Origin of the sequence: Bradyrhizobium cenepequi, assembly GCF_020329485.1 — a bacterium.
In the GTDB taxonomy this organism is placed as follows: domain Bacteria; phylum Pseudomonadota; class Alphaproteobacteria; order Rhizobiales; family Xanthobacteraceae; genus Bradyrhizobium; species Bradyrhizobium cenepequi.
The window spans coordinates 11,463-38,260 of sequence record NZ_JAGKJI010000047.1 but is presented as its reverse complement, the minus strand read 5'-3'; the positions used below and the strand labels follow the sequence as shown (position 1 = coordinate 38,260).

The window sequence follows — 26,798 nt, the reverse complement described above, 5'->3', positions numbered from 1 at the left end:
GTTAACCTTTTTGTTTACCCGAACTTAGGCCAACCGATTCGGGCGCGGCGTCTCAATTCGTGCCCCCGAGTTTGCCGCAGCCGAATCGGTGAAGAGTCAACCTTACAGGCGACGAATATACTGCATCGCGATCGGCGCGACTCACCCTATTCCTCGGCCACTACAAACGCGTTCACCGCTTCATGGAGCTGACGATGGCGAGTCCGTTCAAGGTGTTTCCCGATCCACAAGCGGTGACGCTCAAGCGCACTTGCCTGGCGCAAATGATCATTAGCCTTGCCGCGCTGATGTCGACCGGCGTCCTGCTATCGAAGGTCGTGACGGTGATAAATGGATTGCATTAGAGGCCTCGGCCAACTCAGGGCAGAGCTGCCGGAAACGACTGTAAGAATTTGAGGCCGGACTGCACGGCGCCCAAGGCGCCATGCGGTCCGGCCCAACCATTGATGCGGTCCATCCAGACCAAAGCGAGGTCGACAAGCGCGAACGTTGCCGCAGCAGGCACCTTGGTCGCAATGAGCAGCAGGCCGTCGAAGACTTACTTCTTCACCTTTTTCTTTTTGGCTTTTTTCGCGGTGGTCTTCTTCGCCTTCTTTGCTTTCTTGGCCATATGGCCCTCCGTTAAATCTCAAATGAGATCGCTTACTGTGCAGACCGGACTCGGCCCGCACACGAGAAAGCGTACCACTGAATTTACAAGATAGACATTGAGACGTCTTGTTCGTGGGGCTACCGCGTTCGAGTCGTTTGTCTGCCGTGGGGCCAGCACGGGAGCGAGAGAAGTGCTCTCGCAACGATGGCCGATTGGCACCGTGTAATCAGGTGTTGGGCGATCCGCAAAGACGCAGCAGAAGCTTGCGCGGGTATGATCTGGACACTGGCGGACTGATGTCAATCGGCGCCCCCGAAAGTACCCGCTGGGCCGTTCTGTTGCCCCATTTGGCCGAAACGATCAGCGTCGGAAGTGCTTTCTAGCTTGGGGCAGGCCCTGAACCATCCCGTCATGTCTTCGCACCGTCGTACGCGCGATGGCGCCGCTCGCCTTGATCCGGCGGGCTATGACGCATGCGACTGGGCGTGGGAGTTCTTGCGCCGGAACAAAGACTATATCGCCGAGTGGCGAGGCTCCGTTCCTCGCCGTCTGCCGTACATCAGACTTAGCGATGGGACGTGGCTGTTGCGGCTAAGGCGACGCTTTCCTCGGGCCGAACGATGGGGACTTTATGCCTTTGCCGACCCCGCGCTATGCGCCCGGCAGGCACCGGTGTTCTGGCACGTCGATGCCCTGAAGCGGGTGATCCGCCTCAACGCCCAAAGGCGAAATGGCGAAAACACGCCGCCGTTCACGCTTGCGGACTTCAAGGTCAATCGAATGGCCGTCGTCGATGTCGACGAGGTCCCGTTGGTGTTGGTGAAGGGAGCGGGCGTTCATGTCCCCCTCGAAATCCGCGGTCTTCCTGTCCTGACTGCGCCCTTCGCGCCGGTCTTTGAGGTCCATGGCCTCGGCGACCTCTCCGCGCAAATCGAGCTTCTGAAGCGCCTGAAGCGTTTCACCGAGCCTGGCCTGAGGACAATTCAAAGGCCGCCGTTTGCAAGCGACGAACGTCTGCATCACGCCCTGATCGCGCTCGATGAAAGCCTGAAGGGCAAGACCTACCGCCAGATCGCAATCACGATCTTCGGGGAGAAAAAAGTTGCGGAGGAATGGCACGGGCATAGTCAATTCTTGAAGGATCGCACGCGACGGCTTGTTGCCAAGGGAACCGAATTGATGAAGGGCGGCTATCGCGATCTCCTGAGCTAGCCGCTTCTTGTCGCGGCTGCTTGACGAGACTTGCTTTCGCAGGATGGCGAAACAGACTCTGCCGCGTTCGCCACTCCCAATCAGGTTGCCGATGTGACGACGCTTCTTCTCACGCCTCGCGTTTGACGAGGTAGGTGACAAGGAGCCTCGGAAATGACGAAGAGTGACGACAAAGAGCCCGATAAGCCGTTTCTCAACACAGTAGAAGCTGCCGCCTGGCTGCGCCTCACCAAGAATACACTTGAGAAGATGCGGGTAAACGGCCGAGGACCCGCCTACCGCAAGCACGGACGCTATGTCCGCTATCACATCGAAGACCTCGTCGAATATTCGCTGGCGAACAAGCGGAGGTCGACCTCCGATGCTGATTGAGCGCGCAAGTCTTTGGCGCCAACTGGCCGTGCTCTCGGCCATGTGCGCCAGCATCATCGCAGTGCTGATTTCCTTCGCGAACGGGATACCGCTTTTGATTTACAATGCCTCGGGCAGCGCGCCACTCGGCTTCTATTACTTGGAGCAACGGCTGCCCGCGCGCGGTGAACTGGCGCTGTTCAGGCCGCCGCCCGCGATCGAGCTGTTGATCGCCGCGCACAAAGTTCTTGCGGTCAAAGTGCCGCTTCTGAAGCAGATTGCCGCAACCGGCGGCGATGAAATCTGCCGCGCCAATGAGCCGGAGGGTACCCTATCGATCAATGGAAAGGTCGTGGCCGAGGTGCTCGCCAAAGATTGGGAAGGGCGGCCACTGCCGGTCTGGGAGGGCTGTTTGAGGCTGGTGGAGGGGGAATTCTTCCTGCTCCAGCCGCATCCGCATTCGTTCGACTCTCGGTATTTCGGTCCGGTGCTTCGATGCGACATTCTCGGCACGGCGCATCCGCTGTGGACCTTTGACCGGCCGGATTAGGCGCGCATCGATAGCCGTCCAGACCCGATCGACCGGCTCTTGCGGCATAGCGCGCGCTACGCCCTGGAGTGGACGCGGCGCTTTTGGAATGGAAATCGACCTTCTGAAGCTGTTTTCGACCTTTTGGTGGGCTTTTCCGCGAGTGTATAAAAGTCAAGGCATTTTTCGACATTGATGACGGTTTTGCTGAGAAATTCGTCGGATTCCATTGATTTTCGACTTTATCTCTTGTACGTTTCTCGACGTAAATCTAATTTTTACGGCAGTTTTCGACGGCCAAGAAGGATTTTCGACCGGTGCGGCTGAATCTATCTGGAACCAGCATGTTTCAGGACAGGCTCCTGAATGACCAGACCAGGCTGGTGGGGCTGGCGGCGCTCGTACACGCCCTGTCGGTCAAAGCACCTGTCCGCCGGCCAAGCGCCGTGTCCGAAAAGCACATCCGCGGCAGCCATCGGGACGAAGGCGGCTGGCGTCTTTACGACAAGAGATATTGGGCCGGCGAGAACTTTGCAGATCATCTCACCTTCGCGTTACGTCACGAGAGCCTCGACCTGCTCGTGCTCAAGCGAATCTTCCAAGCCGTCCCCAAAGCGGAGATCGAAGCCTTCGTCAAAGCTGCTCCGACGGGCGTGCCGACGCGGCGCGTCTGGTTCCTCTACGAGTTTCTGACGGGCGATACGCTCGACGTTTCTGATACGCCGAATGCCGCGGCCGTCGATCTGTTGGACGAAGATGCCTATTTCACCGGCAAGGCGAAGCTGTCCAAACGGCATCGCGTCCGGGACAATCTTCTCGGGACAAACGATTTCACCCCGATGATCAGGAAAACGCCTGCGCTCGTGGCCTTCACCGCAAGTGGCCTTGCCGCCAAGGCCAGTGACACGGTGGGACGTACCGGGGCGCATGTCGTGTCGCGGGCTGCGAACTTCCTTCTGCTCGCAGATAGCCGTGCCAGCTTTGCGATTGAAGGCGAACGCCCGCCCCGAAACCGCCTTGAAAGATGGGGACGTGCCGTCATTCAGGCAGGCAGGCATCCGCTTACGGTCGACGAAATCGTTCGCCTGCACGGCGTTCTGATCGAGGACACCAGGCTGATCCATCCGGGAATACGGCCGGATGGCGTCTTCCTCGGCGAGCGGGACCACGATAACAATCCGCTGCCCGAGTTCATAGGCGCGAGGCCCGATGATCTGGACAGCCTGATGAGAGGTCTGATCAAAGCGAATGCGCGGATGCGTGACGACGGACTCGATCCCGTTCTGCAGGCGGCAGCAACCGCCTTTGGGTTCGTGTACGTCCATCCTTTCCAGGACGGCAATGGCCGCCTGCACCGATGCCTGATCCACCATGTTCTTGCAGAACGCAAGTTCACGCCGCCCGGCATGGTGTTTCCGGTCTCCTCGGTCATGCTCGACCGGATCGACGATTACCGCACCACGTTGCAATCGCATTCGACGCCGCTGATGGAGTTCATCGATTGGCGGCCGACGCCGGACAGAAATGTCGAGGTGCTGAACGACACCGCTGATCTGTATCGCTATTACGACTGCACCGAAGAGGCCGAGTTCCTCTATGGCTGCGTCAAACGGACGGTGGAATACGACCTGCCGCACGAGATCGACTATCTGCGCCGCCACGACGAGGCGCGGCGCAGTATCATGGAGGTGGTCGAAATGCCGGACCGCCTCGCGGACGATTTGCTGCTCTTCATCCGCCAGAATAACGGGACGTTGTCCAGGAAGAGAAGGGAGCGGGAGTTCGAGGCGCTGAGCGACAAGGAGGTCGCGCAGATCGAAAAGGTCGTGCAGGACGCGTTCGACGGATTTGAGACTGCTTCACATGAGTGAATCCATCTCCGAAATCGATGTCCACTGCCAAGAGCTGCACAGGGTTGACGCGGTTAGTGGCGATGACACTCAAAGAGAGTGCCGCCCAACGTGGATTCGAGATTTCGCAGGCAGCGGCTAAGGGTCAATTGCTTGATTGTGAGCGTCTCTGCCGCTTGACGTAGGCTTCGGTGTTGGGACGCGGCGATCGCCCAGCGTAGATCTCGAGTTCCACAGGCGCGGTGGAGGCCCATGGCGAGTTGCCGGTGACCAGATTTTGTCTTGAATGCGTCGCTCCATTTGCTTGCGCTGCTTCAGAATCCTCCAGTTCGGCCCTGAAGCCGACACTGTAGGCGTTGTTGGTCGGATGCGTGCTGCCATTGCTGCGTAAGAATAGGTCCGCGCCGATCTGCTGTTCGATGTACCGAAGACGCCGGCTGAGAGTGGATTGGCGAATGCTGAGGACCCGCACCACTTGCCGCAAGCTGCCGTGCCGTCATGCGATGCCATATCCACCAAGCATTTCCCTCCCGGCATCGTTTGCGACCATTCGATGCATCTAGTCTAACCTGCCGCCGCGACCACTGCATGCAGCGCCGAGTTAGCTTGGCGGCTAGCTCCTCCCTAGTGGCGTCCATAGGGGACGACGAAGTCTCCCGATGGCGTTCGCTCCCAAAGCGCTGATTTCTTCCTAGCCAAGCTTGCCGATCGCGTCGTGGTCAATATTGACGTCTGACGGTGTCCGAGGGGGAGAGCGTCGTGAGTGACACGAGATCCAAGGCGAATTGAAGGTTATGCCCGGATTGTTCGGAATTGATGCCGCTGCGGCGGGGCTGCGCGCCCTATGGCGAAGGCCTGCCAGGATCAGCGAGGCCTGGACCGCGTGCTGGCCAATCTCCTCGCGCATCGTTCGATGCGCGCCTACCGCCCGGACCCGGTACCGCCGCGCACGGTGGAAACGCTTGTCGCAGCCGCGCAGTCGGCCTCATCATCCTCCAACCTCGAAAGGATGGGAGCATGATCTACTTAGGTGCGTCGTTCCGGGGGCGCACGCGCGGCTATCTTAAAACACGAACGTCTCACGGCTCCAGTGCGATCTGCAAGCCCCCGTTGCCTCCAACGTGAACGTAACGCGGCCCGATCGGCCGACCTCGACCGCTGGCGACAGTGACAATGTCTTCCAAGGGAGCGGCGCGCGCATCCGATTCAGGGCGGGACAAGATCAGATCGGCGTGGAACAGACCTTCCGATTCAAGTCCGGTCGCATCGACGCCAAGCGCTGCCAACGCAGCCAAAGTACTTTCAAATTCTTCAGCATCGCGAAAGCGACGCTGAATAAATGTCGCGCCGGTAAGACGTTCCGTCACAAGACCACGCTTCGCGAAAGTCGCAGCCAAGGAATCAAATGGGAACATCCGCAGTACGAAAGAGATGATCCATGGAGACTTCTCTGTCGCATCGAGAATTTTGCTGAACGTCTTTTCGGTGACGTAGCCGATGCAGCCCGTCGACATGACGACATCAGTGGAGCGGATAATACGCGCGCTTTCCGTCGATAGCGGCTCCTTTTCAAGGTCAGCGACAATGCCCTGCTCAAGGAGACCAACGCCCATTGCATAGCTGATTGCCGGTGCTGATACATCGAGACCGATAAACCGCGCCAGGCCAACATCAGGCCAAGCCGCATAGAAATAGCGATCGAGACGCACCAGTGTCTCGGAACTGATCGCTCTCATCTCGCGTCGGGCATAGCGGTGACGCAAGCCGCCGAAGGTCAGTGGAAACCGATGCACCGCCGCGTTGATGCCGTATGAACAGCCGACATCAAGCACGATCGGCTTAACGCTGGTTGCCGAAGCTTTCGCTGCCAGAATCTGACGCACGACCGGCTCAGCCACGTCCGGGATCATATAATCCAAGTCTCCCAGGACGGAGAAATACGCCCTTGGATCATCCAAAGCATAAATGTCATCGAAGACAGCTTTATCCCGATTGATACGCGAAAAATCTGTTCGCAACCTAACGTCTCCACATTTCAATTTGCACGCAAGCCCAGGGCTCTTGCCTCGACCAGTACTCGGCTTATCGCAGATGTTGGCCGACATATAAACACATATAAACCCCACAGTACCCTTGCGGTCTGCCTAACCCCAATTTCTTGATAGATGAGCCAGTCATTCTCCCTCCGTGAGACCTGCAGTTTGTCTCATTGATGCTGACGCTGGACATTCAGGCAGGGCGAAGACGTAGAGCGACGGCCAAATCCGCGGCGACAAGCGTGCGCAGAAGTACGCTTTCCAAGATGTTGGGGGGTGACCCGGCTCGAGGCTGGCTGCGAGCATCTTCTCGAAATAACGCCAAGTGCAGTAGTCGTTCCACTAGGCACTTCGCCGGCAATACGGCCGTGCCTAACGTGCAATTTGCTTTGTCAGGCGGCAGGTCTATCCCGCAGTTCGTCATGGATGCACTAAGAGCTCAAGCTCATGACGATCCGGAACTCCTGCGTTTCGCAGAATACAATGTACCGGTCTCGCGACTGCACTCGGTCCCGGGTCCCGCCGCTACGCGTCGGCGCTACGCTGACCCTCCTGCGGGTGCTTTTTTCTCTGGCTCCGCTTCACTTCGGAGCTCCGCCCTTTACTGGTCAGATCGCCATGTCAGCGACATCGCCAAGCGGGGAACGATTGGGCCGTAAAACCAAGGACCATAAAGCGCGAGTCCGACTCTCAGAACCCTCAGAGATGACCATCGTTCTCCGGCGGAATTCCGCGTCAACGCGCTTTTAGACTAGAGTGAGAGTGACGACGGGTTCGCGTGACGGGTTGAGGGTTGGGAGAGAGGCTCCCGGCGCCCGTCGCGGAGAACCGCGATGCTTAACCAGAAATCACACGCCCGCACCGGTCAGGATCGGGCAAGCCTTTACACCGAAATCACCGACAAGATCATCGACGAGCTGGAGGCCGGCCGCATCCCTTGGGTGCAGCCGTGGGGGAGCGCGGCAATCAAGGCGCCGCTCGGCATGCCGCGCAATGCCTCGACTCAGCGCGGCTATGCTGGAATCAACGTGCTGATACTGTGGGGCGCCGTCCTCGAACGCGGATTCTCTTGTCAGAACTGGCTGACCTTTCGCCAGGCGCTCGGGCTCGGCGGCCACGTCAGGAAGGGCGAGCGGGGTACGACCGTCGTATTCGCCGATCGTTTCGTACCGGAGGGCGAGCGTCAGCGTGCCGCGGAGACTGGCGAAGAGCCGGGCGCCATTCCGTTCCTCAAGCGCTTCACCGTTTTTAATACCGACCAGTGCGACGGCCTGGCAGAGGGTGTCGCTGGCTCAGTTGTCCCCCCGCTCGCGGACCAGATTGAGCCGCAGGCCCGTGCCCTGATCGCGGCCACCGGCGCTGACTTCCGCATTGGCGGCGCGCGCGCCTACTACAACACAACTGGCGATTTCGTTCAGGTGCCGCCGCCGGCTTCGTATTTCGAGCCGATCAATTGGCATCGCACCGCATTTCACGAACTCTCACATTGGAGTGGCGCTGCTTCCCGACTCGGTCGGGATCTCTCGGGCTCGTTCGGCTCCAAATCCTACGCACGCGAGGAGTTGGTCGCGGAGATGGCCGGCGCGTTCGTCTGCGCCTCGCTTGGCATCGTGCCGACCATGCGCCACGCCGACTACATTGGCTCGTGGCTGGAGGTGCTGCGCGAGGACAACCGCGCTGTCGTGCGCGCGGCGAGCGCGGCATCGAAAGCCGCCGATTTCTTGCTTGCCTTTCTACCGCACGTGATCGCCGCTGACGGCGAGGGGAATGAGCAGGCCGCGTGATGTATCTCCGGCCGTCTCGGCTGGCGCTCGCGGCGGTGCGCCGGAGAGTGAGAGAACGGCCGTGATTTTCGTGACGGGTTGGAGGTCGAGAGAGAGTCTTTCGGCCGCCCGTCGCGGAGAATCCGACATGGCAAGCGCCGTTCAGAAGATCAAACTCAGTCCGTCCAGGGACATCCCCTTCAACAAGCTGGTCTTAAGCCAGTCCAACGTTCGCCGCATCAAGGCCGGCGTCTCTATCGAGCAGTTGGCTGAGAGCATTGCGCAGCGCACTTTGTTGCAAAGCCTCAGCGTCCGCGCCGTCGTCGATGCCGACGGCACGGAGACCGGCATGTTCGAAGTGCCTGCCGGCGGGCGGCGATACCGCGCCCTTGAGCTTCTGGTGAAGCAGAAGCGGATGGCGAAGACGCAACCGGTCCCTTGCGTGGTCAGGGACGGCGGTATTGCCGAGGACGACTCGCTTGCAGAAAACGACGAGCGCATCGGACTGCATCCGCTCGATCAGTTCCGCGCGTTTCAGATCCTCCGTGATGGCGGTATGAGCGAAGAGGATATTGCCGCGAGGCATTTCACGACGCCGGCGATCGTCAAGCAGCGCCTGCGTCTGGCATCCGTGTCGCCGAAGCTGCACGACGTCTATGCCGACGATGGCATGACGCTGGAGCAACTGATGGCCTTTTCCGTCACCGGCGACCAGGCGCGTCAGGAGCAGGTCTGGGACAATGTGAGCCGCTCCCAACTTGATGAACCGTACCAGATCCGCCGAATGCTGACGGAAAATACCATCCGCGCCTCCGACCGCCGCGTCCAATTCGTCGGGCTCGATGCGTATGAGCAGGCGGGTGGCATCGTGCTGCGCGACTTGTTCGAACACGACGATGGAGGTTGGCTGCAGGACGTGCCGCTGCTCGATCGCCTGGTCACCGAGAAGCTCAAGACCGAGGCCGAGGCGATAGCGGCCGAGGGCGGGAAGTGGGTCGCCGTTGCCGTCGAGTTCCCCTACGGTCACACCAACGGCCTGCGCGAACTCGACGGTCAGCCGGCAGAACTGACGGAGGAAGAGCGGACGACACTCGACGCCTTGAACGCCGAGTATGCGAAGATCGAGACCGACTACCAGGACGCCGACGATCTGCCCGATGAGATCGATCAGCGTCTCGGCGAGATCGAAGCCGCACGCTCCGTATTTGAAGCCCGATCGCTCATCTACGATCCGGCCGATATCACCCGCGCCGGCGCCTTCGTCAGCATCAATGCTGAAGGGATACTCTCGATCGATCGCGGTTACGTACGGCCTGAGGACGAGATGCCAAACGTCCCCGACAGCAACACCGACGCTGAGCAAGAGACAGCTGATAACCGAGAGACCAGCACGATTCAGCGTGCGGTCATCACCGTCGGTGGTGCGCCAACTGAGCCCCTCGAAGAGGACGATGACGAGACCATCAAGCCGCTGCCAGACCGGCTCATTACCGAGCTGACCGCACATCGCACGCTGGCGCTGCGCAATGCACTGGCGAATGATCCCGCTGTCGCCTTCCAGGCAGTCCTGCACAATTTCGTACTGGCGACCTTCTATCGTTTCGCGTCGTCGAGCGGCTGCCTGGAGATTTCGATCCGGACCCCGACGTTCCCCGCCCAGGCTCTCGGCCTGAAGGAGAGCGCATCGGCTGTCGCCATCGATGCCCGCCATGACGAATGGAAGGCCCGTCTGCCAAAGGATGAGGCTGGCCTTTGGGAAGCGCTCACCGCACTCGACGGGACAGCGCAGGCGGCCCTGTTCGCGCATTGCGCCTCGTCTGCGGTCAACACGCTTCATGAACCTGCCAACCGGTACAATGAGGGGGCGCGTCTCAGCGCACGGTGTTCGGCGTCGTCTGGATCACGCCGATGTCCTCGCACGCGCTGTCGGGCTCGACATGGTGACGGCAGGCTGGAAGCCAACGGTCGACAACTATCTCGGCCGGGTCACCAAACCCCGCATTCTTGAAGCGGTGCGCGAGGCTAAAGGTGAGTCATTGGTGGGGCTGATCGACCACCTGAAGAAAGGTGACATGGCGCGCGAGGCCGAGCGTCTGCTCGACGGTACGGGCTGGCTGCCCGAGCCGCTGCGTCTCGCTGACATCGACAGCCCACAACAGGATCCGGCTGGGGCTGCTGAGACGCTGCCGGAGTTCCTCGCTGATGACGACGAAGCGCATGCCGACCTCGAAGATGACCAGCCGCGGGTCGTTGCTGCCGAATAGTCCCGCGCGGTGAAGCGGCTAAGGCCGCTGCGCATCCGTCCATTCCATCTCCGAGCCCGGCCATCGTGCCGGGCTCTCTTCTTTTCAGGAGAACCATCATGTCTGCTCACACCATATACGAAAATGCACCGCTCGGCTCACTCATTCGCTATTCCGACGGCACACTGAAGCCGCCTGCGCGCTTCAAAAGGAAACTTGCTGCTTGGGAACATCGCAACGGCGCCGGGCGCCTTGTCAGGAAAGAGCCAGCCAGAGACCGGCCGAGTTTGACCTCGGCTGCCAGCATCACACTCCACGAGGGCGATTTCGGAAGCGGAGGCGTCGTGGTGCTAACGGTCAGGCGTACATATTCTCTTGACAGCGATCTCTGCTTCGAGATCGCCGAACGCCCCGCCGTCGGCGCGGTACGCATCCTCCAGGAATATGGCGACAATACCGAACTGCTTCATCTGGCCGAAAGCCACGAAGCAGCCGAGCGCTGGTTGACGCAACATCACTATTCCAACGTGCTCCTCAAAGAGGTCACCGAGGATGAGGTCGGCGCTGATGTCGTCGAGGGTCGGGCCGCCTGACTTTTGGTCCGATCCACTGAACTCGTTCACTCGTCGGGCCCGCCATCGCGGTGTCTCGCTGAGCGGGCAGGGCCGGTCGATCGTGTCTACAGCGTCAAGAGCCCACCAAAGGTGCTGTAGGTGCTGCAACCGGTTTGATCGCGGGTATCTCAAGGGTCCGACGCTGACACGTTGGACCCTTGATCCATGAAGGGTCAAAGGAAGAGCGCGGCCGGGACGGGTTTAAGCCAGCGGGGTCGAGAGAGAGCGCCCGCGGCTCGGCCCTCTCCGCTCTCCCGAGGTTACCTCCATGACATACGTATCCGCTTCCGCCGCCGCATCCGCGTGCTTTGAGGGTGCTTCCGATATCGCAGGCCGATCTGCCGCGATTGGCCGCGCCGCGCAACTTCTCCTTCCTCATCTTGAACGTGGCCATCGCATCGATGCGGCGCTCCTGCGCGCCGTCATGGACACCGCTTTTGGCGGGACCGACGCTTCGGGAGCCTGGAACTGGAAAACCGGCTACGACGCTTGTGAAGCCGCCACGGTATTGTTCCTGCGCAAGTTTGGCCCGGCCCTGCGCACACGTGCTGCATCGCCTGCCGCCATGCTGCCGATCCTGGCCAAAATCACCGGCCACCTTCCCACCCATACCCGCCGATCCGAGGAGAGCGAGACTTTCCACCAGTTCAGCACGCCCATTCCCCTCGGTTTTGTTGCAAGCGTCGCTGCCGCGATCACGTCGGATGACGTTGTCCTAGAGCCTTCCGCCGGCACCGGGCTCCTTGCCGTCCTTGCCGCCGAACTGTCGGGCGGATCGCTGGTGCTGAACGAGCTTGAGGAGACCCGAGCGGGGCTTCTCGGTCATCTCTTTCCCGGCATCGCCGTGAGCTCGTTCGATGCCGCGCACATCGACGATCATCTCGACGCGGCCATCATCCCGAGCGTCGCGTTGATGAATCCGCCATTCTCGGCTGCGGCAAATGTCGATCGCCGCGTGTCCGACGCGGCGTTGCGGCACGTTGCGTCTGCCTTGGCGCTGCTCCCGGACGGCGGCCGGCTAATCGCGATCACTGGGGCGAACTGTTCCCCCAACAATCCGATCTGGACTGACGCCTTTGTCCGATCGCAGGAGCGCGGGCGTGTCGTCTTCACTGCCGCCATCGCCGGCTCCGTCTTCGCGAAGCACGGCACCTCGGTCGAGACGCGCCTGACCGCAATCGATCGGTTGCCCGCGGACGATACGAGGGCATTTCCGTCGTCTCTAGGCGTGGCGCCGGACGTTGCCACGCTGCGTGGCTGGGTCACGATGCACGTTCCAGCACGGCTGCCACTCGCGGCGATCGTTGCCGCTCCGCCGGTCAAGCGTCCGGCCATTCCGCGGACCGGGCGCACCTCAGCTACGCGCCCGTCCGCCGCGGCGGCTCAGACGTCTGTGCCTGAGGCGATCGAACTCACCTATGAGACCGTCGCATGGACACCGGCTGAGGCCGACCGGATCACAGATGCGCTGTATGAGGAATACGCACTTCAGTCGATCCGGATTCCCGGATCGCACATACATCCGACCAAGCTGGTGCAATCCGCCGCCATGGCGTCGGTAGCGCCTCCGGTCCCCGCCTATCGGCCGCACCTTCCGGCAAATGTCGTCACCTGCGGCCTGCTGTCCGACGCGCAACTCGAATCCATCATCTATGCCGGCGAGGCGCATGCTGGCTTTCTCGCGGGATCATGGACGATCGACGAAACTTTTGATGTCGTTTCCGCAGCCCGCGATGATGCGGAGAATGCCGTCCAATTCCGGCGCGGCTGGTTCCTTGGCGATGGCACCGGCGCGGGCAAAGGACGTCAGGTGGCCGGCATCCTACTCGACAACTGGCTGAAAGGCCGTCGTCGAGCCGTCTGGATCAGCAAGTCTGACAAGCTGATTGAAGATGCCCAGCGTGACTGGTCAGCCCTTGGCATGGAACGCCTGCTCGTGACGCCGCTGTCGCGTTTCCGCCAGGGCACGTCGATCCGACTGGAGCAGGGCATCCTCTTTACCACCTACGCCACGCTGCGGTCCGACGCCCGCGACGACAAGGTTTCCCGCGTCAGACAGATCGTCGAATGGTTGGGTGCCGACTTCGACGGCGTCATTGTCTTCGATGAAAGCCACGCCATGCAGAATGCCGCAGGTAGCAAGGGCGAACGCGGCGATCAGGCTGCCTCGCAGCAGGGGAGAGCGGGGCTTCGGCTGCAGCACGCACTGCCGAATGCGCGCGTCGTCTACGTTTCGGCAACCGGCGCTACCACAGTGCATAATCTGGCCTACGCCCAGCGCCTTGGATTGTGGGGCGACAAGGACTTTCCATTTACGACCCGCTCGGAGTTCGTCGAGGCCATTGAGGCTGGCGGCGTCGCCGCAATGGAGGTGCTGGCGCGCGACCTCAAGGCACTTGGGCTCTATGCGGCCCGCTCCCTTTCATACGAGGGTGTCGCGTACAAATTGGTCGAACATCGCCTGACCGGCGAGCAGATCCGCATTTACGATGCGTATGCGGGGGCCTTTAGCGTGATCCATAACAATCTCAACGCCGCCATGCAGGCGGCGAACATCACCGGCGAGACCGGGACGCTCAACGCGCAGGCGAAGTCCGCGGCCCGATCGGCATTTGAGTCCGCAAAGCAGCGCTTCTTCAGCCATCTACTCACGTCGATGAAGACACCTTCCTTGATCCGCTCGATCGAACGCGATCTTGGGGAAGGCCACGCCGCTGTGATCCAGATCGTCTCGACCGGCGAAGCGCTGATGGAGCGCAGGCTTGCGGAGATACCAATCGAGGAGTGGGGTGACGTCCAGGTCGATATCACTCCACGGGAATACGTACTCGACTATCTCGTCCATTCCTTTCCGGTCCAACTGTACGAGCCGTTCACCGATTCGGAAGGCAACCTTTCGTCCCGGCCTGTGTACCGCGATGGTCAGCCCGTCGAAAGCCGGAAAGCCGTTGCGCGGCGCGACAGGTTGATCGAGCATCTCGCTTCGCTCTCACCCGTGCCCGGCGCGCTCGACCAGATCGTGCAGCGGTTTCGGACGGATATGGTGGCCGAGGTCACCGGACGCTCGCGCCGCATCATCCGCAAGGGCGACCGCCTCACGGTCGAGAACCGCGCCGGTTCAGCAAACCTCGCCGAGACCGCGGCCTTCATGGATGATGCCAAGCGCATCCTCGTCTTCTCGGACGCCGGCGGGACGGGGCGCAGCTACCATGCCGAGCTGTCTGCTCGGAACCGGCGCTTGCGCGTCCACTACCTGCTCGAGCCCGGCTGGAAGGCCGACGCCGCGATCCAGGGTCTCGGCCGGACGAACAGAACCAACCAGGCCCAGCCACCGCTGTTTCGTCCCATTGCGACCGATGTGAAAGCCGAGAAGCGCTTTCTCAGCACCATTGCGCGGCGCCTCGACACGCTCGGTGCCATTACCCGCGGTCAGCGTCAGACCGGCGGGCAGGGGCTGTTTCGGGCCGAGGACAATCTGGAGAGCAGCTACGGTCGCGATGCTCTGCGTCAGCTCTATGTGCTCCTGGTCCGGGGCAAGGTGGAAGGCTGCTCGCTCGAGATATTTGAGGACGCAACCGGTCTGAAGCTGACTGACAGCAATGGCATCAAGGACGAATTGCCACCGATCACCACCTTCCTCAACCGGCTGCTGGCGCTGACCATCGATCTGCAGAACATACTGTTCACCGCCTTCGAGCGGTTGTTGATCGCTCGCATAGAAGGCGCAGTTGCGTCCGGGATCTACGATGTCGGTCTCGAAACGCTCCGGGCCGAAAGCTTTGTCGTCACCGACCGGCGCACGATCTACACGCATCCCAGCACCGGCGCAGAGACCCGGCTGCTCACCATTGCCCAGCGCGAGCGTAACCTGCCTTTGACTCTGGATGACGCGCTCGGCCGTCTCTCTGATCGCCGTCCCGTCCTGCTGGTCAACGAACGGTCCGGCCGTGCCGCCGTGCAGGTCCCTGCGCCCAGCCTCGTGCTCGATGATGGTGAGATCGAGCAACGCGTGCGATTGATCCGGCCTATGGAAAGCCTGAGCGTTCCGCTCAACGCAATGGCCGAAAGCCGTTGGATCGAGACGGATCGCGAGCGATTCAGCGTAGCCTGGCAGGCTGAGCTTGCGGAAGTATCCGCGTTCACCGAGAGCACTATCCAAGTCGTTGCTGGGCTCCTCTTGCCGATCTGGAAGCGGCTGCCTAACGAGTCGACGCGCGTCTATCGCCTTCAGACCGACGCCGGCGAGCGCATCATCGGCCGGAAGGTCTCCGCGGCCTGGGTCGCCGGCGCGCTGCTCGGCGAACAGCCGACGCTGCCACCCGCGGACGCTTTTGCGGCGCTGTTGGAAGGTCGCACGGTTCTCGATCTTGCCGAAGGCCTGAGACTTCGGCGCGCCCGCGTTATGGGCGCGCATCGCATCGAGCTCTCTGACTTCACCGACACCATGCGCGATCGTTTGCGCACTTATGGACTCTTCAGCGAGATCATTTCCTGGAAGCTGCGCATGTTCGTGCCTGTTGACGCAAGTGGCGTCGGGGTCCTTGCCAAGCTGCTCGAATGCTATCCGATCGAGCGCATCGGCGTGCGGGAGGCCGCGTGATGCCCCGCGATGCTTCCGAACTGGCGCGCCGCCTCGCACGCGAGGCGGAGGCGGTGTGTCGACACTATCTCTCCAACGGACGCCGCCATGGTCGTTATTGGCTGGTCGGCGATAGCAGAAATACACCCGGGCGATCCATGTTCGTGCGGTTGAATGCATCGCCCAAAGGACCTGCGGGCAAGTGGACGGACGCAGCGACCGGCGAGCATGGCGACCTGCTCGACATCATCCGCGAAAGTTGCGGCCTTCTCGATTTCCGCGATGTTGCCGACGAGGCGCGACGATTCTTAAGTCTACCTCGCCCCGATCCCGCACCCAAATTGATGTCCGGGCACGCCAGAGCCCAGACCGGATCCCCAGAAGCAGCGCGGCGACTGTTCGGCATGTCGCAGTCAATCAGTCGGACCGTTGTCGAAACCTATTTGCGCCGACGAGGCATTCCATCCGTGCATCACGATGGTGCGTTGCGCTTCCACCCACGCTGTTACTACCGGGCGGACGACGACTCGCCGACTGAAGTCTGGCCGGCGATGATTGCCCGAGTCACCGACCTCGACGGCCGGATCACCGGCGTCCACCGCACTTGGCTTGACCCGTCCGGACGGGGCAAGGCGCCGATCGACACTCCTCGACGCGCCATGGGCGACCTCCTCGGTAACGCCGTCCGCTTCGGCATCGCGAACGATGTGCTCGCGGCGGGCGAGGGAATCGAGACCATGCTTTCGATTCGCTATGTGCTGCCGACCATGCCGATGGTCGCGGCCCTCTCAGCCAACCATCTCGCCGCCCTGCTGCTCCCGTTGACGCTACGCCGACTGTATATCGCCCGCGACACCGATCCTGCCGGAGAGGGCGCCGCGACGACCCTGACGATGCGCGCGGAAGCGGCCGGCATCGAGGCGTTCATATTGTCGCCCAGGTTCGACGACTTTAACGAAGATCTACGCACGCTCGGCATTCAAGAACTCGAGGCAGCCTTGCGCGTGCAACTCGTGCCGCAGGACGTCGCCCGCTTCTTTCCTCTGGCGACGACCGATACGGGATAGCAGCGGGCGTTTCGAACGCGATCGCATCGCCAGTCAGCGCGAGCGTTGCCGGACAGAGCCGCGTCCCCGGCCTTCTAGAGGGCGATCGGACAGCAAGCGGTCCGGCCCGGCAATGGCTGAGGTGCGGCTATTTTCCGCCGGCGCTTACGCGCCTTTGCATCGCGAAACAAAATAGCCGCACCTCTGCCATCCTCCGCTTCGCTCCGGCCCTGCGCTGCGCTTCGGGTTCTGGTCCGGTCCGCCTGCCGTCTGGTGATCGCCACGAAGGCCGCGATGGGCGCGGCCGATCCGGCAAAGGACCTCTCCATGACGACCGACTATGACGATACCGAGTTCGAGCCGCAGCACAGCTCATCCCCGACCGATCATGTGCTCAACGAGCTTCAGCTCTACGGCCACCGCCCTTACCACGACGAGCCCGATCCGAGGCCGCTACCCGAGCCGAAAATCATCGCCGGCGCGATCGCCGATATCTTCGACGCTTTCGTGGCGACCCTGAGCGACACACGGCTCGAACCCGACCTGGAGAATCTGCTCTGGTCGACCGTCAACCTCTTTTACCGCGCCACGGGTCGCATCGAGCGCGAACTCGACGAGAACGAACAGGCGCAGCAGAAGAGCCAGCGCGAGCAGAATGGTTCGGAGGTGCGATCGGTCGAACTGGAAAGGCTCACGGCCGAAGGAATCACGTTGGTCGAGCGCCGTAACGCCATGGAGCTGTTCCGGGACCTGGCCACTGAGCAATTCGAGCTTCATACCGGCTCGCCCTGGCGTCCCCGTTCCGGGTCACTCGTCAATCATCACACACTCACATCAGCGATGATCGATAGCCGCGATTTCCTGGCTGCCAAGCGCCGCGCGGAGACCGAGGCGGTGCTGCCATCGGGACCCAAGATCGCGCTTACCGGCGGACTCGAATTCAACGACGTCTCCTTGATCTGGGACCGCCTCGACAAGGTCCACGCCAAGCATCCGGATATGGTGCTGCTGCACGGTGGTTCGCCGAAGGGCGCCGAACTAATCGCCGCCAAATGGGCCACCAACCGCAAGGTTCCGCAGATCGCATTCAAGCCGGACTGGACCAAGCATGCCAAGGCAGCTCCGTTCAAGCGAAACGACGCCATGCTCGCGGTGCTGCCGATCGGCGTCATGCACTTCCCCGGCACCGGGATACAGGACAACCTTGCCGACAAGGCTAAGAAACTCGGCGTTCCCGTCTGGAAGTTCGGCGGCGCGTAAGCGCCGCCCCACGCGCGCTTCTTCATCGAGCGCCGAGGCTACTAAGTCACAGGTCTGCAATTCTCTCATCTCGACCAATTGAGCTTTCGGGAGCAACTAATTGAGGATAATTCCTCCCACAGCGGCTCGTTCTCCGTATAATCTCGACCGCGCCGTGGTGGTGGAAGGCGCAACTGTCATATCTTTTGTCGCGGAGCCACCACCATGCTCATCCTTGGACTCATTCTCAATATTCTTGGCATCGGCCTGTTCTGCTGGCTGATTTTCACCCTCGCTGTTTATGCGCTGCCATTCTTCGTTGCGCTTTCTGTGGCTCAGGCGGCGATTAACGGTGGCGCGAGCATTGCCGTCGCGGCTTTTGTTGCCATTCTTGCCGGTATACTCACCCTCGTTACTGGACAAACCGCGTTTTTGCCTTCACTCGATCCCGCGCTTCTTCGTGCCATGATCGCTGCTGCATTTGCGGTTCCGGCAACTGTCGCGGGCTATCACGTCGTTCACGGCATATCGCAAGTTGGGGTGGCCTCATTGCTATGGCGCGACGCATTTGCCTGGATCGGCGCTATAGCGGTTCGGCAGCACGGCCTCGGCACGGATGGCCATCTTTGCCGAGCCCCCGGCGACCGGTCGAGGTTCTGTCGCAAGGACCTCAGCCGGCTCTTACTGCCACGACGCAGCAGGGATGAACCTCTACCTCGTCCGGCGAGGTTATCTGCAATTCAGGCGTTGGTAGGCCGCGCGATTGACCATCGGTAACGCGGTCCGTTCCCGAAACGCTTGGGTCCTGGCACCTGACATCCCCGGCACAAGGCAACGCAGGCAGGGGGCACCTTATCGTGGATTGTTCAAGGCGATCGAATCCGCCTATTCCTTCGCTTTTGTTTCCATCTCTACGCCTGAACGCGGCAACATCTTGTGCAGCACAACCGACATTCGCCACAACTTCTCCGAGGATGCTGTTCAGCGCACGGACCACGTGGCCTCTTGATGGCTTGATCTGGCCGAAGAGCGGCTGCGCCTCGAATCGCCTGAACGCAACGCCGCGGGTCGACTTTCTTCCCCTGGGCTACGCCCATTCCTCGCGAGACAAGAAAGTCGCCCCGCTGGCGTCCTCCGCTGCGCTCCGGCCCGCGGGCGGGTGCGTCGTCGATCGTCTTCGGCCTGTAGATCGCCATCGAGGCCGCGGTCGTCGCGGCTCGAAACAGCAAGGAGAAGTAACATGGCTAACATCGGTTCTTTCAAGAAAGTCGGCAGCGACTTCCAAGGCGAGATCGTCACCCTCAGCCTCCAGACCAAGGGCGTTCGGATCCTGCCCGAGACCAACCGCTCCAACGAGAATGCCCCGAGCCACCGCGTCTTCGTCGGCCGGGCCGAGATCGGGGCCGCCTGGTCGAAGCGCTCCGAGGAAGGCCGCGACTACCTCTCGCTCAAACTCGACGACCCCTCGTTCAACGCGCCGATCTACGCGAACCTGTTCGACGACGAGGAAGGCGACGGCTACACCCTGATCTGGTCGCGGCCGCGCAAGAACGGCGACTGAGGTTCGCCGACCAAAAAGCCCCGTCCGGTCCGCCGGGCGGAGCTTCTCAATCTCACGCGCGCATCGCGCAGTGCGGACATATTGCCGGCAAATCGAGCCGCTCGGCCGCAGTCGGCTATTCAGTCTGTCCGCGGGTCCTTTTCTTGGCGCCTGTACCGGACGGCCAGGCCAAAAGGTCCGCTGCTTCGACTCCCAAACTGCGCGCAAGCCGGACGACAACGTCGATGCCCGCCGCATATCCAACGAGCAACGACTGCGTGTCGTGACGGACAACGAAAAGACTTCCTCGATATCGAGGTCGTCAACCCAATCAGGGACGGCGACGAGGGGCGGGAATGACAGGACCAGTCGCAGCGCCGTTGGAATACCAGCTCATCGGTTTAACCGAGAGCGGTGATGTTGGTGATATCCTCTCAGCGCTCGATCAAAAGCAAGGCCGCGTCCGTTTGCAGGCGCTGATCGCAGAGTGGCTGCGCATGGACAACCTTGTTGTCCTGACCGGGTCCGGAACATCGGTCAGTTCCGGCGGCAAGACGATGGCTAATCTCGAAACTGCAGTCTTTGCAACGATCGAAGCGCTTCCCGACCTGCCAGCATTCATCAAACCGATCATTGCCGCCCGCAAGACCGATGTCGATTACGCGAACATGATGGACGAGACGGTCATCGGTTTCGAGGGATGGCTGTCTTTCATTGCTAACGCGCTTGTTGTCACGGAATCGACCGGCGCCCCGTTCAAAGGCGTGACTTGGCCTGCCACCCCGGCACCGACAATCACCGAGCTTCCCTGGTTCGTCGATCGCCTACGCATGGCGATCTTCGCCGAATGCGCTCTATCACTCCCAGATACGTGAGGCGCCAAGACCGCTGGCGAGATCGCGCCGCAGCTCGCCTTCCTGTCAAAGCTGGTCGCCCGCGACAGCAATCTCGGTCGCACCCATCTCTTCACGTTGAACTAGAACACACTGTTCGAATAGGCGCTTGAGATTCTCGGCATCCAGTATTTCGACGGCTTCACGGGCCGTGCCGAGGCCCGTTTCGATCCATCGGTGTATGGCCTCTACGTCTACTACCCGGGCGAAGTCGCAGAAGGCCGCGTTCGCCGGTTCGACAAATTCCTCCACTTTTACAAGCTTCACGGATCAATCCATTGGTTTGAACAGGACAGCGAAATGCGCGCAAGGCATCCGGGCTTAGCGCCGTTTCGTGCCTACGAAGCCTCAGCCCGGCCGACAAGGCAGCGGTAATGTCGAAGCTGGCGACGGACACGCCATCGGTTGGTATTCTTCCCACCGCGAACACGTTCGCTCAGACCCTGACGATGCCCTACGTGCATCTTTTTCGCTCATTTCAGGTTCGTCTCGGTATCCCACAGACTTTCCTTCTCATCCTCGGCTATGGGTTCGGCGATGAAGCCGTATCATCGAAAATGCCCTCATGAAAACAGAATGTTGACGCAGCGCCTGAGGCGCTGCGTGTCGGGCTATCACCATTTGTAACTGAACAGATGAAGTAGCGGCATGGAGCAAACTGGCGGCAGTTTGCGAGCCGCGCCGTGGGCGGTGACAGCAAGGGCGAGCTTGATGTGTATGGTCTGCTGAAGACAATCCTGGACAACTATAGCGAGGTCCTTCGGCATGACGTTCGGATCAGAAACCATTCCTATATTGCTACTTCGACTGGCCCTTCGAAGTGGTGGAGTAGCTCGAAAAAAGCGGCGATCGCTTACACATTTTCGGTGAGGAGAGCTAAGCTCTTCATGTGTGTTTCGACTGCCTCGGCGACCTTTGGGTCTATGGGCAGGTTTTTCTTCGAGGCTGGCCATTCATCGCGGAAGCGCGTCACTGTTTCAGAAGCTGTATTGACGACGAGCTTTTCGGGCAGGTGCGATTTCGCGGCGAGATAGCGGAGCTCGTCGAACGAGAATTCGCTCATTCGTTTGGTACGAGCGTACTTGATGGCCGCGAACTCGTCCGGAATGTAAGGTATCGTCGAGACGAAATCGTATGCTGGCGCGAGCGCGGCTGTCCTGCGGTCCGGATAAATCAGCGACCAATTTTTCAAGTGCATGTCGGCATTGCCGATCAGCGTATTGAAGACCAGCCTGCGAACAAACTCCGCCGCCGCGTCGTCGCCAGCTTCGACGCCGATCACCGTTGCGATATTTTTGGCGCTTGCGCGCTTGTACTTGTCCTCGGGCCAGACGCTAAAGACCTGAGCGAAATCCTCGATATGGACTGGCCCGGTTTCGGTGCGGTCGAATCGCCGAACTGCTAAAGCTTGGCCGTTTAGATGCCCGATTCCGTCCGGAAGTCCTTCAATGGCATCCATCTCGATAAGCTGCACTTCCGGAACATTCATGCCGAGTTGTCCCGCCAGCGTCATCATGGAGAACTCGTTGTCCGGCACGGCCGTATAGCGCTCGGACGGAAGCTTGACGATCCATGAGCCGCCGACACCTTCGGCAGGGATAGTCAGGCCGCCGTTCTTCCCGGCATTCTTCACCGCCGAAAACTTCAGTTGAACGCCAGCAAGAGAGAACCTGAGAACGTTGCGCCGGCGAGCTTCACGGGCCTCGTTGTCCGCGCTAGGGGGCATAGCCTCGCCATCTGCGGGACGGATCGTGAGCGCACCGGGAAGATCCTGTCCAAGGACCCAGAGCAGGAAGAACTCGCGTTTTTCGTTCACTCCCGCCTGCTTGGCGAGATAATCGCGAAGCGGGCCTTCCGGCAGCAGGTTTGCGAAGAAGGGCGGCACCCTTGTGTTCGTGGGCGGAATATCCGTCAGCAGCTTGCCGAACTGATCTTTAAAGGAAAGGCTCAGCGTGGGTCGTTCAGGGTTGTCGATGTAAGCCTTGCTGAAGGCGAATAACGTCCGGGTGCCCTGAACGAGGGTCAGGGTTCCGATCTGTTCGCCGTACAGCAGCACTTCGAGGACGGATACGTCAGGCATCCTCGTCCTCCTCATCTAGTGCGTAAGCCGGGCGCGGTGCTTCCGGCACAGCGTGAGCAATGCGGTTGCGCAACTCTCGCAATTGATTTGAAGCACTCTGAATGACCGGCAGCGCGTTCCGATTCATTGGCAGCTTCATCAGCCGGTCCGTGACGCGCCGAATAACTTCAAGTTCTGAGTTTCCGAGCTGGAAGTTTGAAAGCTCGCGAAACGCTTGGTTAAGGCGGTCCAGCCCAGGCGCATCCTGATGCAATCGGTTGAGCCTGGTAACAGCAGCTTGTGCGCGGTTCAGCACACTTGAGCGCAAGCGCGCGTCGTCGGATAAGGCGGACGAGGCATTCCGGACAATGGCCTCGACAGCCGGCAGAAGCTTGCGGGGCACGAGGACCACTTCATGGTCGAGCGCGCGCGCAAGTTCAACAAGGCTGGAGAGCCGGAGATCAGTCCCGCCGCTCTCGATCTTGGAAATGTGGCTTTGAGGGACCCCTATCCGCGCGCTGAGGTCGCGCTGGCTCAAGCCGGAGCCCTCGCGGGCGGTCCGGAGCGTCTGTAGAATCTCGTCAGTAGCATAGGCCAAGATATGCCTCCGCATATCAAAAGTCAAAGTCGATATGTTTATATATATATATATATCACACGCACCCGCCGAGCGCAATATTGATCTGCAAACGCAGATCGCTTAACCCTAATGATCTATTATAACATATCAGGGCCAGCAGTCCACATCCAGGGTCGTGGTCGGGGCAGCAGGGTTCGAATTTGCGACCTGGAGTTCCCGAAACTACCCCCGCTGCCAGACTGCGCTATGCCCTGTGGCATAGGCTCTACTCTGGCTCCGTGCAGTCGTGGTCGCCGCAAACTGGTCAGCCCGTTCGTTCGCTTTCGTGGCGTTGCGCCCTCGGCAGGTTCGCCTTTTGCCGGGCGGCGCTTTGCCGTCAATGACCTGTCCGCACCGCTCGCGCCGCGGGCGCGACCGTGTTGGTCATGACGGCGCCAGCTCGTTCCGCCCGGCCTTTCGTCGGCGTCCTTCGGGACGACAACAACCAACGAAAGGAAACGAAAATGGGACTCGATATGTATGCTCTTGCTACCGATAACGCCTTGTCCGCTGCCGTGGATTTTGACGCTCCGGACTCAGTGAAGATTTACAACTGGCGCAAGCATCCCAACCTGCATGGCTGGATGGAGCGGCTCTATCGAAAAAGGGGCGGCAGGATGAGAACTTTCAACTGCGTAAACGTCGCGCTCACGGCGGACGATCTGCAGCAGCTCGAAGCCGACATCCGCACAAAGTGCCTGCCGAAAACCGGAGGCTTCTTCGGCGTATCGGATGGCTCCGAGCTTGAGGATGATCTCGCATTCATCGCGAAGGCGCGAGAAGCTCTCGCGGCAAATCGGGCCGTCTACTACACATCCTGGTGGTAGCGGTCTGGGCCGGAGCCTTCTCACGGCTGCGGCCACGCGACCGACTCTCTCGGCCAATCGTCAGCCGAAGGAGGCCCAAGTGCCCAAGGCCAAGAGACCACGCTTCGAACTGCCAAGCGTCAAGCCCGGAAACTGGCGGGGAGAAATTCTGGGAGGCTGCGCTCTCAATTTCGGCCAGGTTGTTCAGCCGGGTCCGCCGCCGCAGTCCGTGGAATTTAGCTACATGATCATGCCCGCGGCATTTACGATGCCCGAGCCTTACTTCACGTGGCCCGGCATCATGATGGCCCCAACGCCAATGAAGACGGAGTTTACGGACGCGGGACATCTCTTCAAGGCGGAGCACCTTCCAACGCTGCACCTTTCGCTGGAGGTTACGCGGAACCGTTTTTCGATGTGCTCAGGATGTTGGAAGCAAAGCGCCTAAAAAATTTCGATTTCACCGTAGAGGAAGAAGCCGATGGATCATGGCCGGTCCACAGCTGGGGTATGGCGATGGCACTGCCCTGATCGGCGCTATCTGGTACCCCTATTTAGCGCTCCCGCATTCTTCCTGAAATTGCACTCGTAGCATTCGGCCTGGATGTTACTGATGTTGTCCGTCCCGCCGTGGTACACGGGGAGTTTGTGACCTTTCGTCCATACTGTCTTGTATCGCGGATCATGGCGTCGCCGACCAGGCTCATGCGGCGGAGCATCAAGAGCACGCCGACGGGTACAGAGCCCAGCCCGAGTGCAACGCAGGCGATAAGCGCGCGGCGCAGGAATCCGTACTCGACGAATGGCAAGATGAATACCTGGTAGACTGTCATGCTGCGCTCTGGTCCGGCACGTCACAGATGGCAGCGTTCTCATCCCATCGCTCGGCCATCAGCCAAGCTCGCAGCAGATTGTCGGCCGTCATAGTTGTCACGGTCGGGCCCCATGCGATGGGCTCGCGCGCGAGCAGAAGCGCTTGAGGAAAATGCGCGCGCACTTGTTCGACATCATGCAGCACCGCAATCACCGTGCGTCCGTCCTGGTGCCATCGCCTCACGACGTGGAGAAGGTCGTGCGTGGTGCGAGCGTCGATGGCGGTGAAAGGTTCGTCGAGCAGGATGAGCTTGGCATTCTGCAGCAGCAATCGTGCGAACAGGACGCGCTGGAACTGCCCAGCCGACAGAGTGCCGATAAGTCGCTGTTCAAATCCGGTGAGTCCAACGGATGAAAGCGCGCGTCGCGCCTCCGACCCGCTCCCCTCGGAGACTGCGTGGAAAGCCCCGGCCTGGCGCCATGCACCGAGCAGGACCACGTTGCCGACCGTTATCGGGAAGCGACGGTCGATGTCCGCCGCCTGCGGCAAATATCCGATATCGGTCGGCGCCACGTGGCCGCGATTGATCCTTCCTGACGCAAGCGGGAGCTCGTTCATCAGTGCTCTGAGCAGGGTCGATTTACGGCCTCTTCCATGAGATCATCTCCTGGAAGCTGCGGATGTTCGTGCCGACAGATACAAGCGGCATCAGCGTCCTCGCCAAGGTGCTGGAGCGCTATCCGATCGAGCGCGTCGGTGAGCGGCAGGCCGCGTGATGCCACGCGACGCTTCCGAGCTGGCGCACCGTCTCGCGCGTGATGCCGAGGCGGTGTGCCGCCACTATCTTTCGAACGGCCGTCGGCAAGGCCGCTACTGGATGGTTGGCGACGTCCGCAACGCGCCCGGCCGCTCCATGTTCGTCCGATTGAGAGAGTCCTCCAAGGAACCAGCCCGTAAATGGACCGATGCCGCCACGGGTGAGCATGGCGACCTGCTCGACCTCATCCGGGAAAGCTGCGGCTCCTCGATTTCCACGACGTCGCCGAGGAGGCGCGACGCTTTCTTAAGTTGCCTCGCTCAGAGCTTGAGCTATCGCCGGGGGCCGCGCGCATCCGACCGCAGAGCGGGTCGCCGGGAGCGGCGAGACGACTGTTCGCCATGTCGCAGCCGATTGCTGGGACTCTCGCGGAAAGGTATTTGCGTAACCGTGGCATTACGGCTTTACGCCACGATAGCGCGTTACGCTTTCACCCGCGCTGCTACTACCGACCCGATGAGGACGCGCCGGTCGAGACTTGGCCCGCATTGATTGCGGGTGTCACCGATCTCGACGGCCGAATCACAGGCGTACATCGGACCTGGCTCGATCCCGACGGCTTCGGTTCCGCAACCCTCGGCAAGGCGCCGATTGACACGCCGCGGCGGGCCATGGGCGACCTTCTCGGCAACGCCGTCCGATTCGGCACGGCGAGCGACGTGCTCGCGGCGGGCGAGCATCGAGACCATGGCGTCACTGCGCTGTGTGCTGCCAAAGCTGCCGATGGCTGCTGCGCTCTCCGCCAACCATCTGGCCGCGCTTGTGCTCCCACTGACACTTCGCCACCTCTATATCGCGCGCGACGCCGACGCGGCCGGCGAGTTGGCGGCAGCAGCCCTGACCGAGCGCGCCATGGCGGCCGGAGTTGAGGCGATTGCCCTGTCGCCGCGGCTTGGCGATTTCAACGAGGATCTGCGGACCTTCGGCCTCGATGACCTTCGTGAGGCCTTACGCGTACAACTCGCTCCGCAAGACGTCGCGCGCTTCATGTCCTTCGCGGCTGTCGAGACCGGTTGAATGCGGGTCGGTCGCACGCCGTCGCGATCGGTCGGTGAGAGGCCGTGCCTGCCCGACAGAGGCGCGCCCCTGGCCTTCTAGAGGGCGATCGGACGGCAAGCGGCTCGGCCCGGCAATGGCTGCGGCGCGGCTATTTTCCGCCGGCGCGTGCCCCGCGCCTTTGCATCGCGAAACAAAAT

At 61.1% G+C, this 26,798-nt stretch carries 24 protein-coding genes and 5 pseudogenes; 20 read left to right on the top strand and 9 right to left on the bottom strand.

The genetic code is table 11. The features are described 5' to 3' along the window. Positions 1-194 precede the first annotated feature (194 nt). The 5 genes from J6497_RS32660 (at position 195) to J6497_RS32635 (ending at position 4,555) form a co-directional block, all read left to right on the top strand. Positions 195-344, top strand: coding sequence for a hypothetical protein (locus tag J6497_RS32660; protein ID WP_225708322.1), 150 nt, complete (start codon positions 195-197; stop codon positions 342-344). 833 nt (positions 345-1,177) lie between these two features. Further along, positions 1,178-1,804, top strand: a complete 627-nt coding sequence (locus J6497_RS32650) for a DUF2285 domain-containing protein (RefSeq protein ID WP_225708334.1) — start codon at positions 1,178-1,180, stop codon at positions 1,802-1,804. A 153-nt stretch (positions 1,805-1,957) separates the two neighbouring features. Next, positions 1,958-2,176 (top strand): helix-turn-helix domain-containing protein, encoded by a 219-nt coding sequence (locus J6497_RS32645; protein WP_225708321.1) that lies wholly within the window; start codon positions 1,958-1,960, stop codon positions 2,174-2,176. Beyond that, a complete protein-coding gene (locus tag J6497_RS32640) occupies positions 2,166-2,705 on the top strand; it encodes a S26 family signal peptidase (protein WP_225708320.1) in 540 nt (179 codons plus the stop codon). The genes J6497_RS32645 and J6497_RS32640 overlap by 11 nt, the downstream gene beginning before the upstream one ends. A gap of 323 nt (positions 2,706-3,028) precedes the next feature. Further along, entirely contained in the window at positions 3,029-4,555 is a 1,527-nt protein-coding gene (locus J6497_RS32635; RefSeq protein ID WP_225708319.1) for a Fic family protein, read from the top strand. Between the two features lie 53 nt (positions 4,556-4,608). Here J6497_RS32635 and J6497_RS32630 read toward each other — a convergent pair whose 3' ends face one another. Together J6497_RS32630 and J6497_RS41725 are read right to left on the bottom strand one after the other, a co-directional pair. Then, positions 4,609-4,743 (bottom strand): helix-turn-helix domain-containing protein, encoded by a 135-nt coding sequence (locus tag J6497_RS32630; RefSeq protein WP_225708333.1) that lies wholly within the window; start codon positions 4,741-4,743, stop codon positions 4,609-4,611. Continuing rightward, positions 4,680-5,018, bottom strand: a complete 339-nt coding sequence (locus J6497_RS41725; protein WP_225708318.1) for a LysR family transcriptional regulator — start codon at positions 5,016-5,018, stop codon at positions 4,680-4,682. Before J6497_RS41725 ends, J6497_RS32630 begins: the two co-directional genes overlap by 64 nt. A gap of 402 nt (positions 5,019-5,420) precedes the next feature. Here J6497_RS41725 and J6497_RS32620 point away from each other — a divergent pair. Next, positions 5,421-5,540, top strand: a pseudogene (locus J6497_RS32620) (nitroreductase family protein); the annotation flags it as partial. Between the two features lie 73 nt (positions 5,541-5,613). Here the strand turns inward: J6497_RS32620 and J6497_RS32615 are convergent. Next, positions 5,614-6,552: a class I SAM-dependent methyltransferase gene (locus tag J6497_RS32615; RefSeq protein ID WP_225708317.1), complete on the bottom strand. Its 939-nt coding sequence runs from the start codon at positions 6,550-6,552 to the stop codon at positions 5,614-5,616. Between the two features lie 851 nt (positions 6,553-7,403). Between J6497_RS32615 and J6497_RS32610 the strand changes: the two genes are divergently transcribed. From J6497_RS32610 to J6497_RS32570, 10 genes are all read left to right on the top strand, one after another. Beyond that, a complete protein-coding gene (locus J6497_RS32610) occupies positions 7,404-8,354 on the top strand; it encodes an ArdC family protein (RefSeq protein WP_225708316.1) in 951 nt (316 codons plus the stop codon). A 127-nt stretch (positions 8,355-8,481) separates the two neighbouring features. Beyond that, entirely contained in the window at positions 8,482-10,341 is a 1,860-nt protein-coding gene (locus tag J6497_RS32605) for a ParB/RepB/Spo0J family partition protein (RefSeq protein ID WP_376708307.1), read from the top strand. Beyond that, positions 10,271-10,597 carry a hypothetical protein gene (locus J6497_RS42225; RefSeq protein ID WP_376708306.1) on the top strand — a complete coding sequence of 109 codons (327 nt, stop codon included), beginning with the start codon at positions 10,271-10,273 and terminating at the stop codon, positions 10,595-10,597. Before J6497_RS32605 ends, J6497_RS42225 begins: the two co-directional genes overlap by 71 nt. Positions 10,598-10,695: 98 nt before the next feature. Continuing rightward, on the top strand, positions 10,696-11,169 hold the full coding sequence (locus J6497_RS32600) for a UCP036055 family protein (RefSeq protein WP_225708332.1): 474 nt from the start codon (positions 10,696-10,698) through the stop codon (positions 11,167-11,169). Positions 11,170-11,458: 289 nt separating this feature from the next. Next, a complete protein-coding gene (locus tag J6497_RS32595) occupies positions 11,459-15,790 on the top strand; it encodes a strawberry notch-like NTP hydrolase domain-containing protein (RefSeq protein ID WP_225708315.1) in 4,332 nt (1,443 codons plus the stop codon). Beyond that, positions 15,790-16,836, top strand: a complete 1,047-nt coding sequence (locus J6497_RS32590; RefSeq protein WP_225708314.1) for a DUF7146 domain-containing protein — start codon at positions 15,790-15,792, stop codon at positions 16,834-16,836. Before J6497_RS32595 ends, J6497_RS32590 begins: the two co-directional genes overlap by 1 nt. Before the next feature lie 306 nt (positions 16,837-17,142). Beyond that, positions 17,143-18,075, top strand: a complete 933-nt coding sequence (locus J6497_RS32585) for a DUF2493 domain-containing protein (RefSeq protein ID WP_225708331.1) — start codon at positions 17,143-17,145, stop codon at positions 18,073-18,075. 204 nt (positions 18,076-18,279) lie between these two features. Further along, on the top strand, positions 18,280-18,831 hold the full coding sequence (locus J6497_RS32580) for a hypothetical protein (RefSeq protein ID WP_225708313.1): 552 nt from the start codon (positions 18,280-18,282) through the stop codon (positions 18,829-18,831). A 463-nt stretch (positions 18,832-19,294) separates the two neighbouring features. Next, entirely contained in the window at positions 19,295-19,615 is a 321-nt protein-coding gene (locus tag J6497_RS32575) for a DUF736 domain-containing protein (RefSeq protein WP_225708312.1), read from the top strand. Between the two features lie 335 nt (positions 19,616-19,950). Next, positions 19,951-20,469 (top strand): hypothetical protein, encoded by a 519-nt coding sequence (locus J6497_RS32570; protein ID WP_225708311.1) that lies wholly within the window; start codon positions 19,951-19,953, stop codon positions 20,467-20,469. Between the two features lie 45 nt (positions 20,470-20,514). On the opposite strand, the gene J6497_RS32565 is transcribed toward J6497_RS32570, so the two are convergent. Further along, a complete protein-coding gene (locus J6497_RS32565) occupies positions 20,515-20,754 on the bottom strand; it encodes a hypothetical protein (protein ID WP_225708310.1) in 240 nt (79 codons plus the stop codon). A gap of 107 nt (positions 20,755-20,861) precedes the next feature. Here J6497_RS32565 and J6497_RS32560 point away from each other — a divergent pair, with 107 nt between their 5' ends. Beyond that, complete coding sequence (locus J6497_RS32560; RefSeq protein ID WP_225708309.1) at positions 20,862-21,056, top strand: hypothetical protein; 195 nt, start codon at positions 20,862-20,864, stop codon at positions 21,054-21,056. A gap of 284 nt (positions 21,057-21,340) precedes the next feature. Here the strand turns inward: J6497_RS32560 and J6497_RS32555 are convergent, their stop codons facing one another. Next, the gene (locus tag J6497_RS32555; protein ID WP_225708308.1) at positions 21,341-22,567 is read right to left on the bottom strand and encodes a type II toxin-antitoxin system HipA family toxin; all 1,227 of its coding nucleotides are present in this window, start codon (positions 22,565-22,567) and stop codon (positions 21,341-21,343) included. Then, positions 22,560-23,144: a helix-turn-helix domain-containing protein gene (locus tag J6497_RS32550; protein WP_225708307.1), complete on the bottom strand. Its 585-nt coding sequence runs from the start codon at positions 23,142-23,144 to the stop codon at positions 22,560-22,562. The genes J6497_RS32555 and J6497_RS32550 overlap by 8 nt, the downstream gene beginning before the upstream one ends. Positions 23,145-23,629: 485 nt before the next feature. On the opposite strand from J6497_RS32550, the gene J6497_RS32545 reads away from it, so the two are divergent. Continuing rightward, complete coding sequence (locus J6497_RS32545; RefSeq protein WP_225708306.1) at positions 23,630-23,992, top strand: phosphoglycerate kinase; 363 nt, start codon at positions 23,630-23,632, stop codon at positions 23,990-23,992. Between the two features lie 79 nt (positions 23,993-24,071). Then, positions 24,072-24,419 (top strand): hypothetical protein, encoded by a 348-nt coding sequence (locus J6497_RS32540; RefSeq protein ID WP_225708305.1) that lies wholly within the window; start codon positions 24,072-24,074, stop codon positions 24,417-24,419. 89 nt (positions 24,420-24,508) lie between these two features. Here the strand turns inward: J6497_RS32540 and J6497_RS42220 are convergent. The 3 pseudogenes from J6497_RS42220 to J6497_RS32525 form a co-directional block, all read right to left on the bottom strand. Next, positions 24,509-24,622, bottom strand: a pseudogene (locus J6497_RS42220) (HNH endonuclease); the annotation flags it as partial. A 32-nt stretch (positions 24,623-24,654) separates the two neighbouring features. After that, positions 24,655-24,804 (bottom strand): annotated as a pseudogene (locus J6497_RS32530) (metal ABC transporter permease); the annotation flags it as partial. After that, a pseudogene (locus tag J6497_RS32525) lies at positions 24,801-25,427 on the bottom strand (metal ABC transporter ATP-binding protein); the annotation flags it as partial. The pseudogenes J6497_RS32530 and J6497_RS32525, both read right to left, overlap by 4 nt. A gap of 133 nt (positions 25,428-25,560) precedes the next feature. On the opposite strand from J6497_RS32525, the pseudogene J6497_RS32520 reads away from it, so the two are divergent. Continuing rightward, positions 25,561-26,619, top strand: a pseudogene (locus J6497_RS32520) (DUF7146 domain-containing protein). Positions 26,620-26,798: the final 179 nt, after the last annotated feature.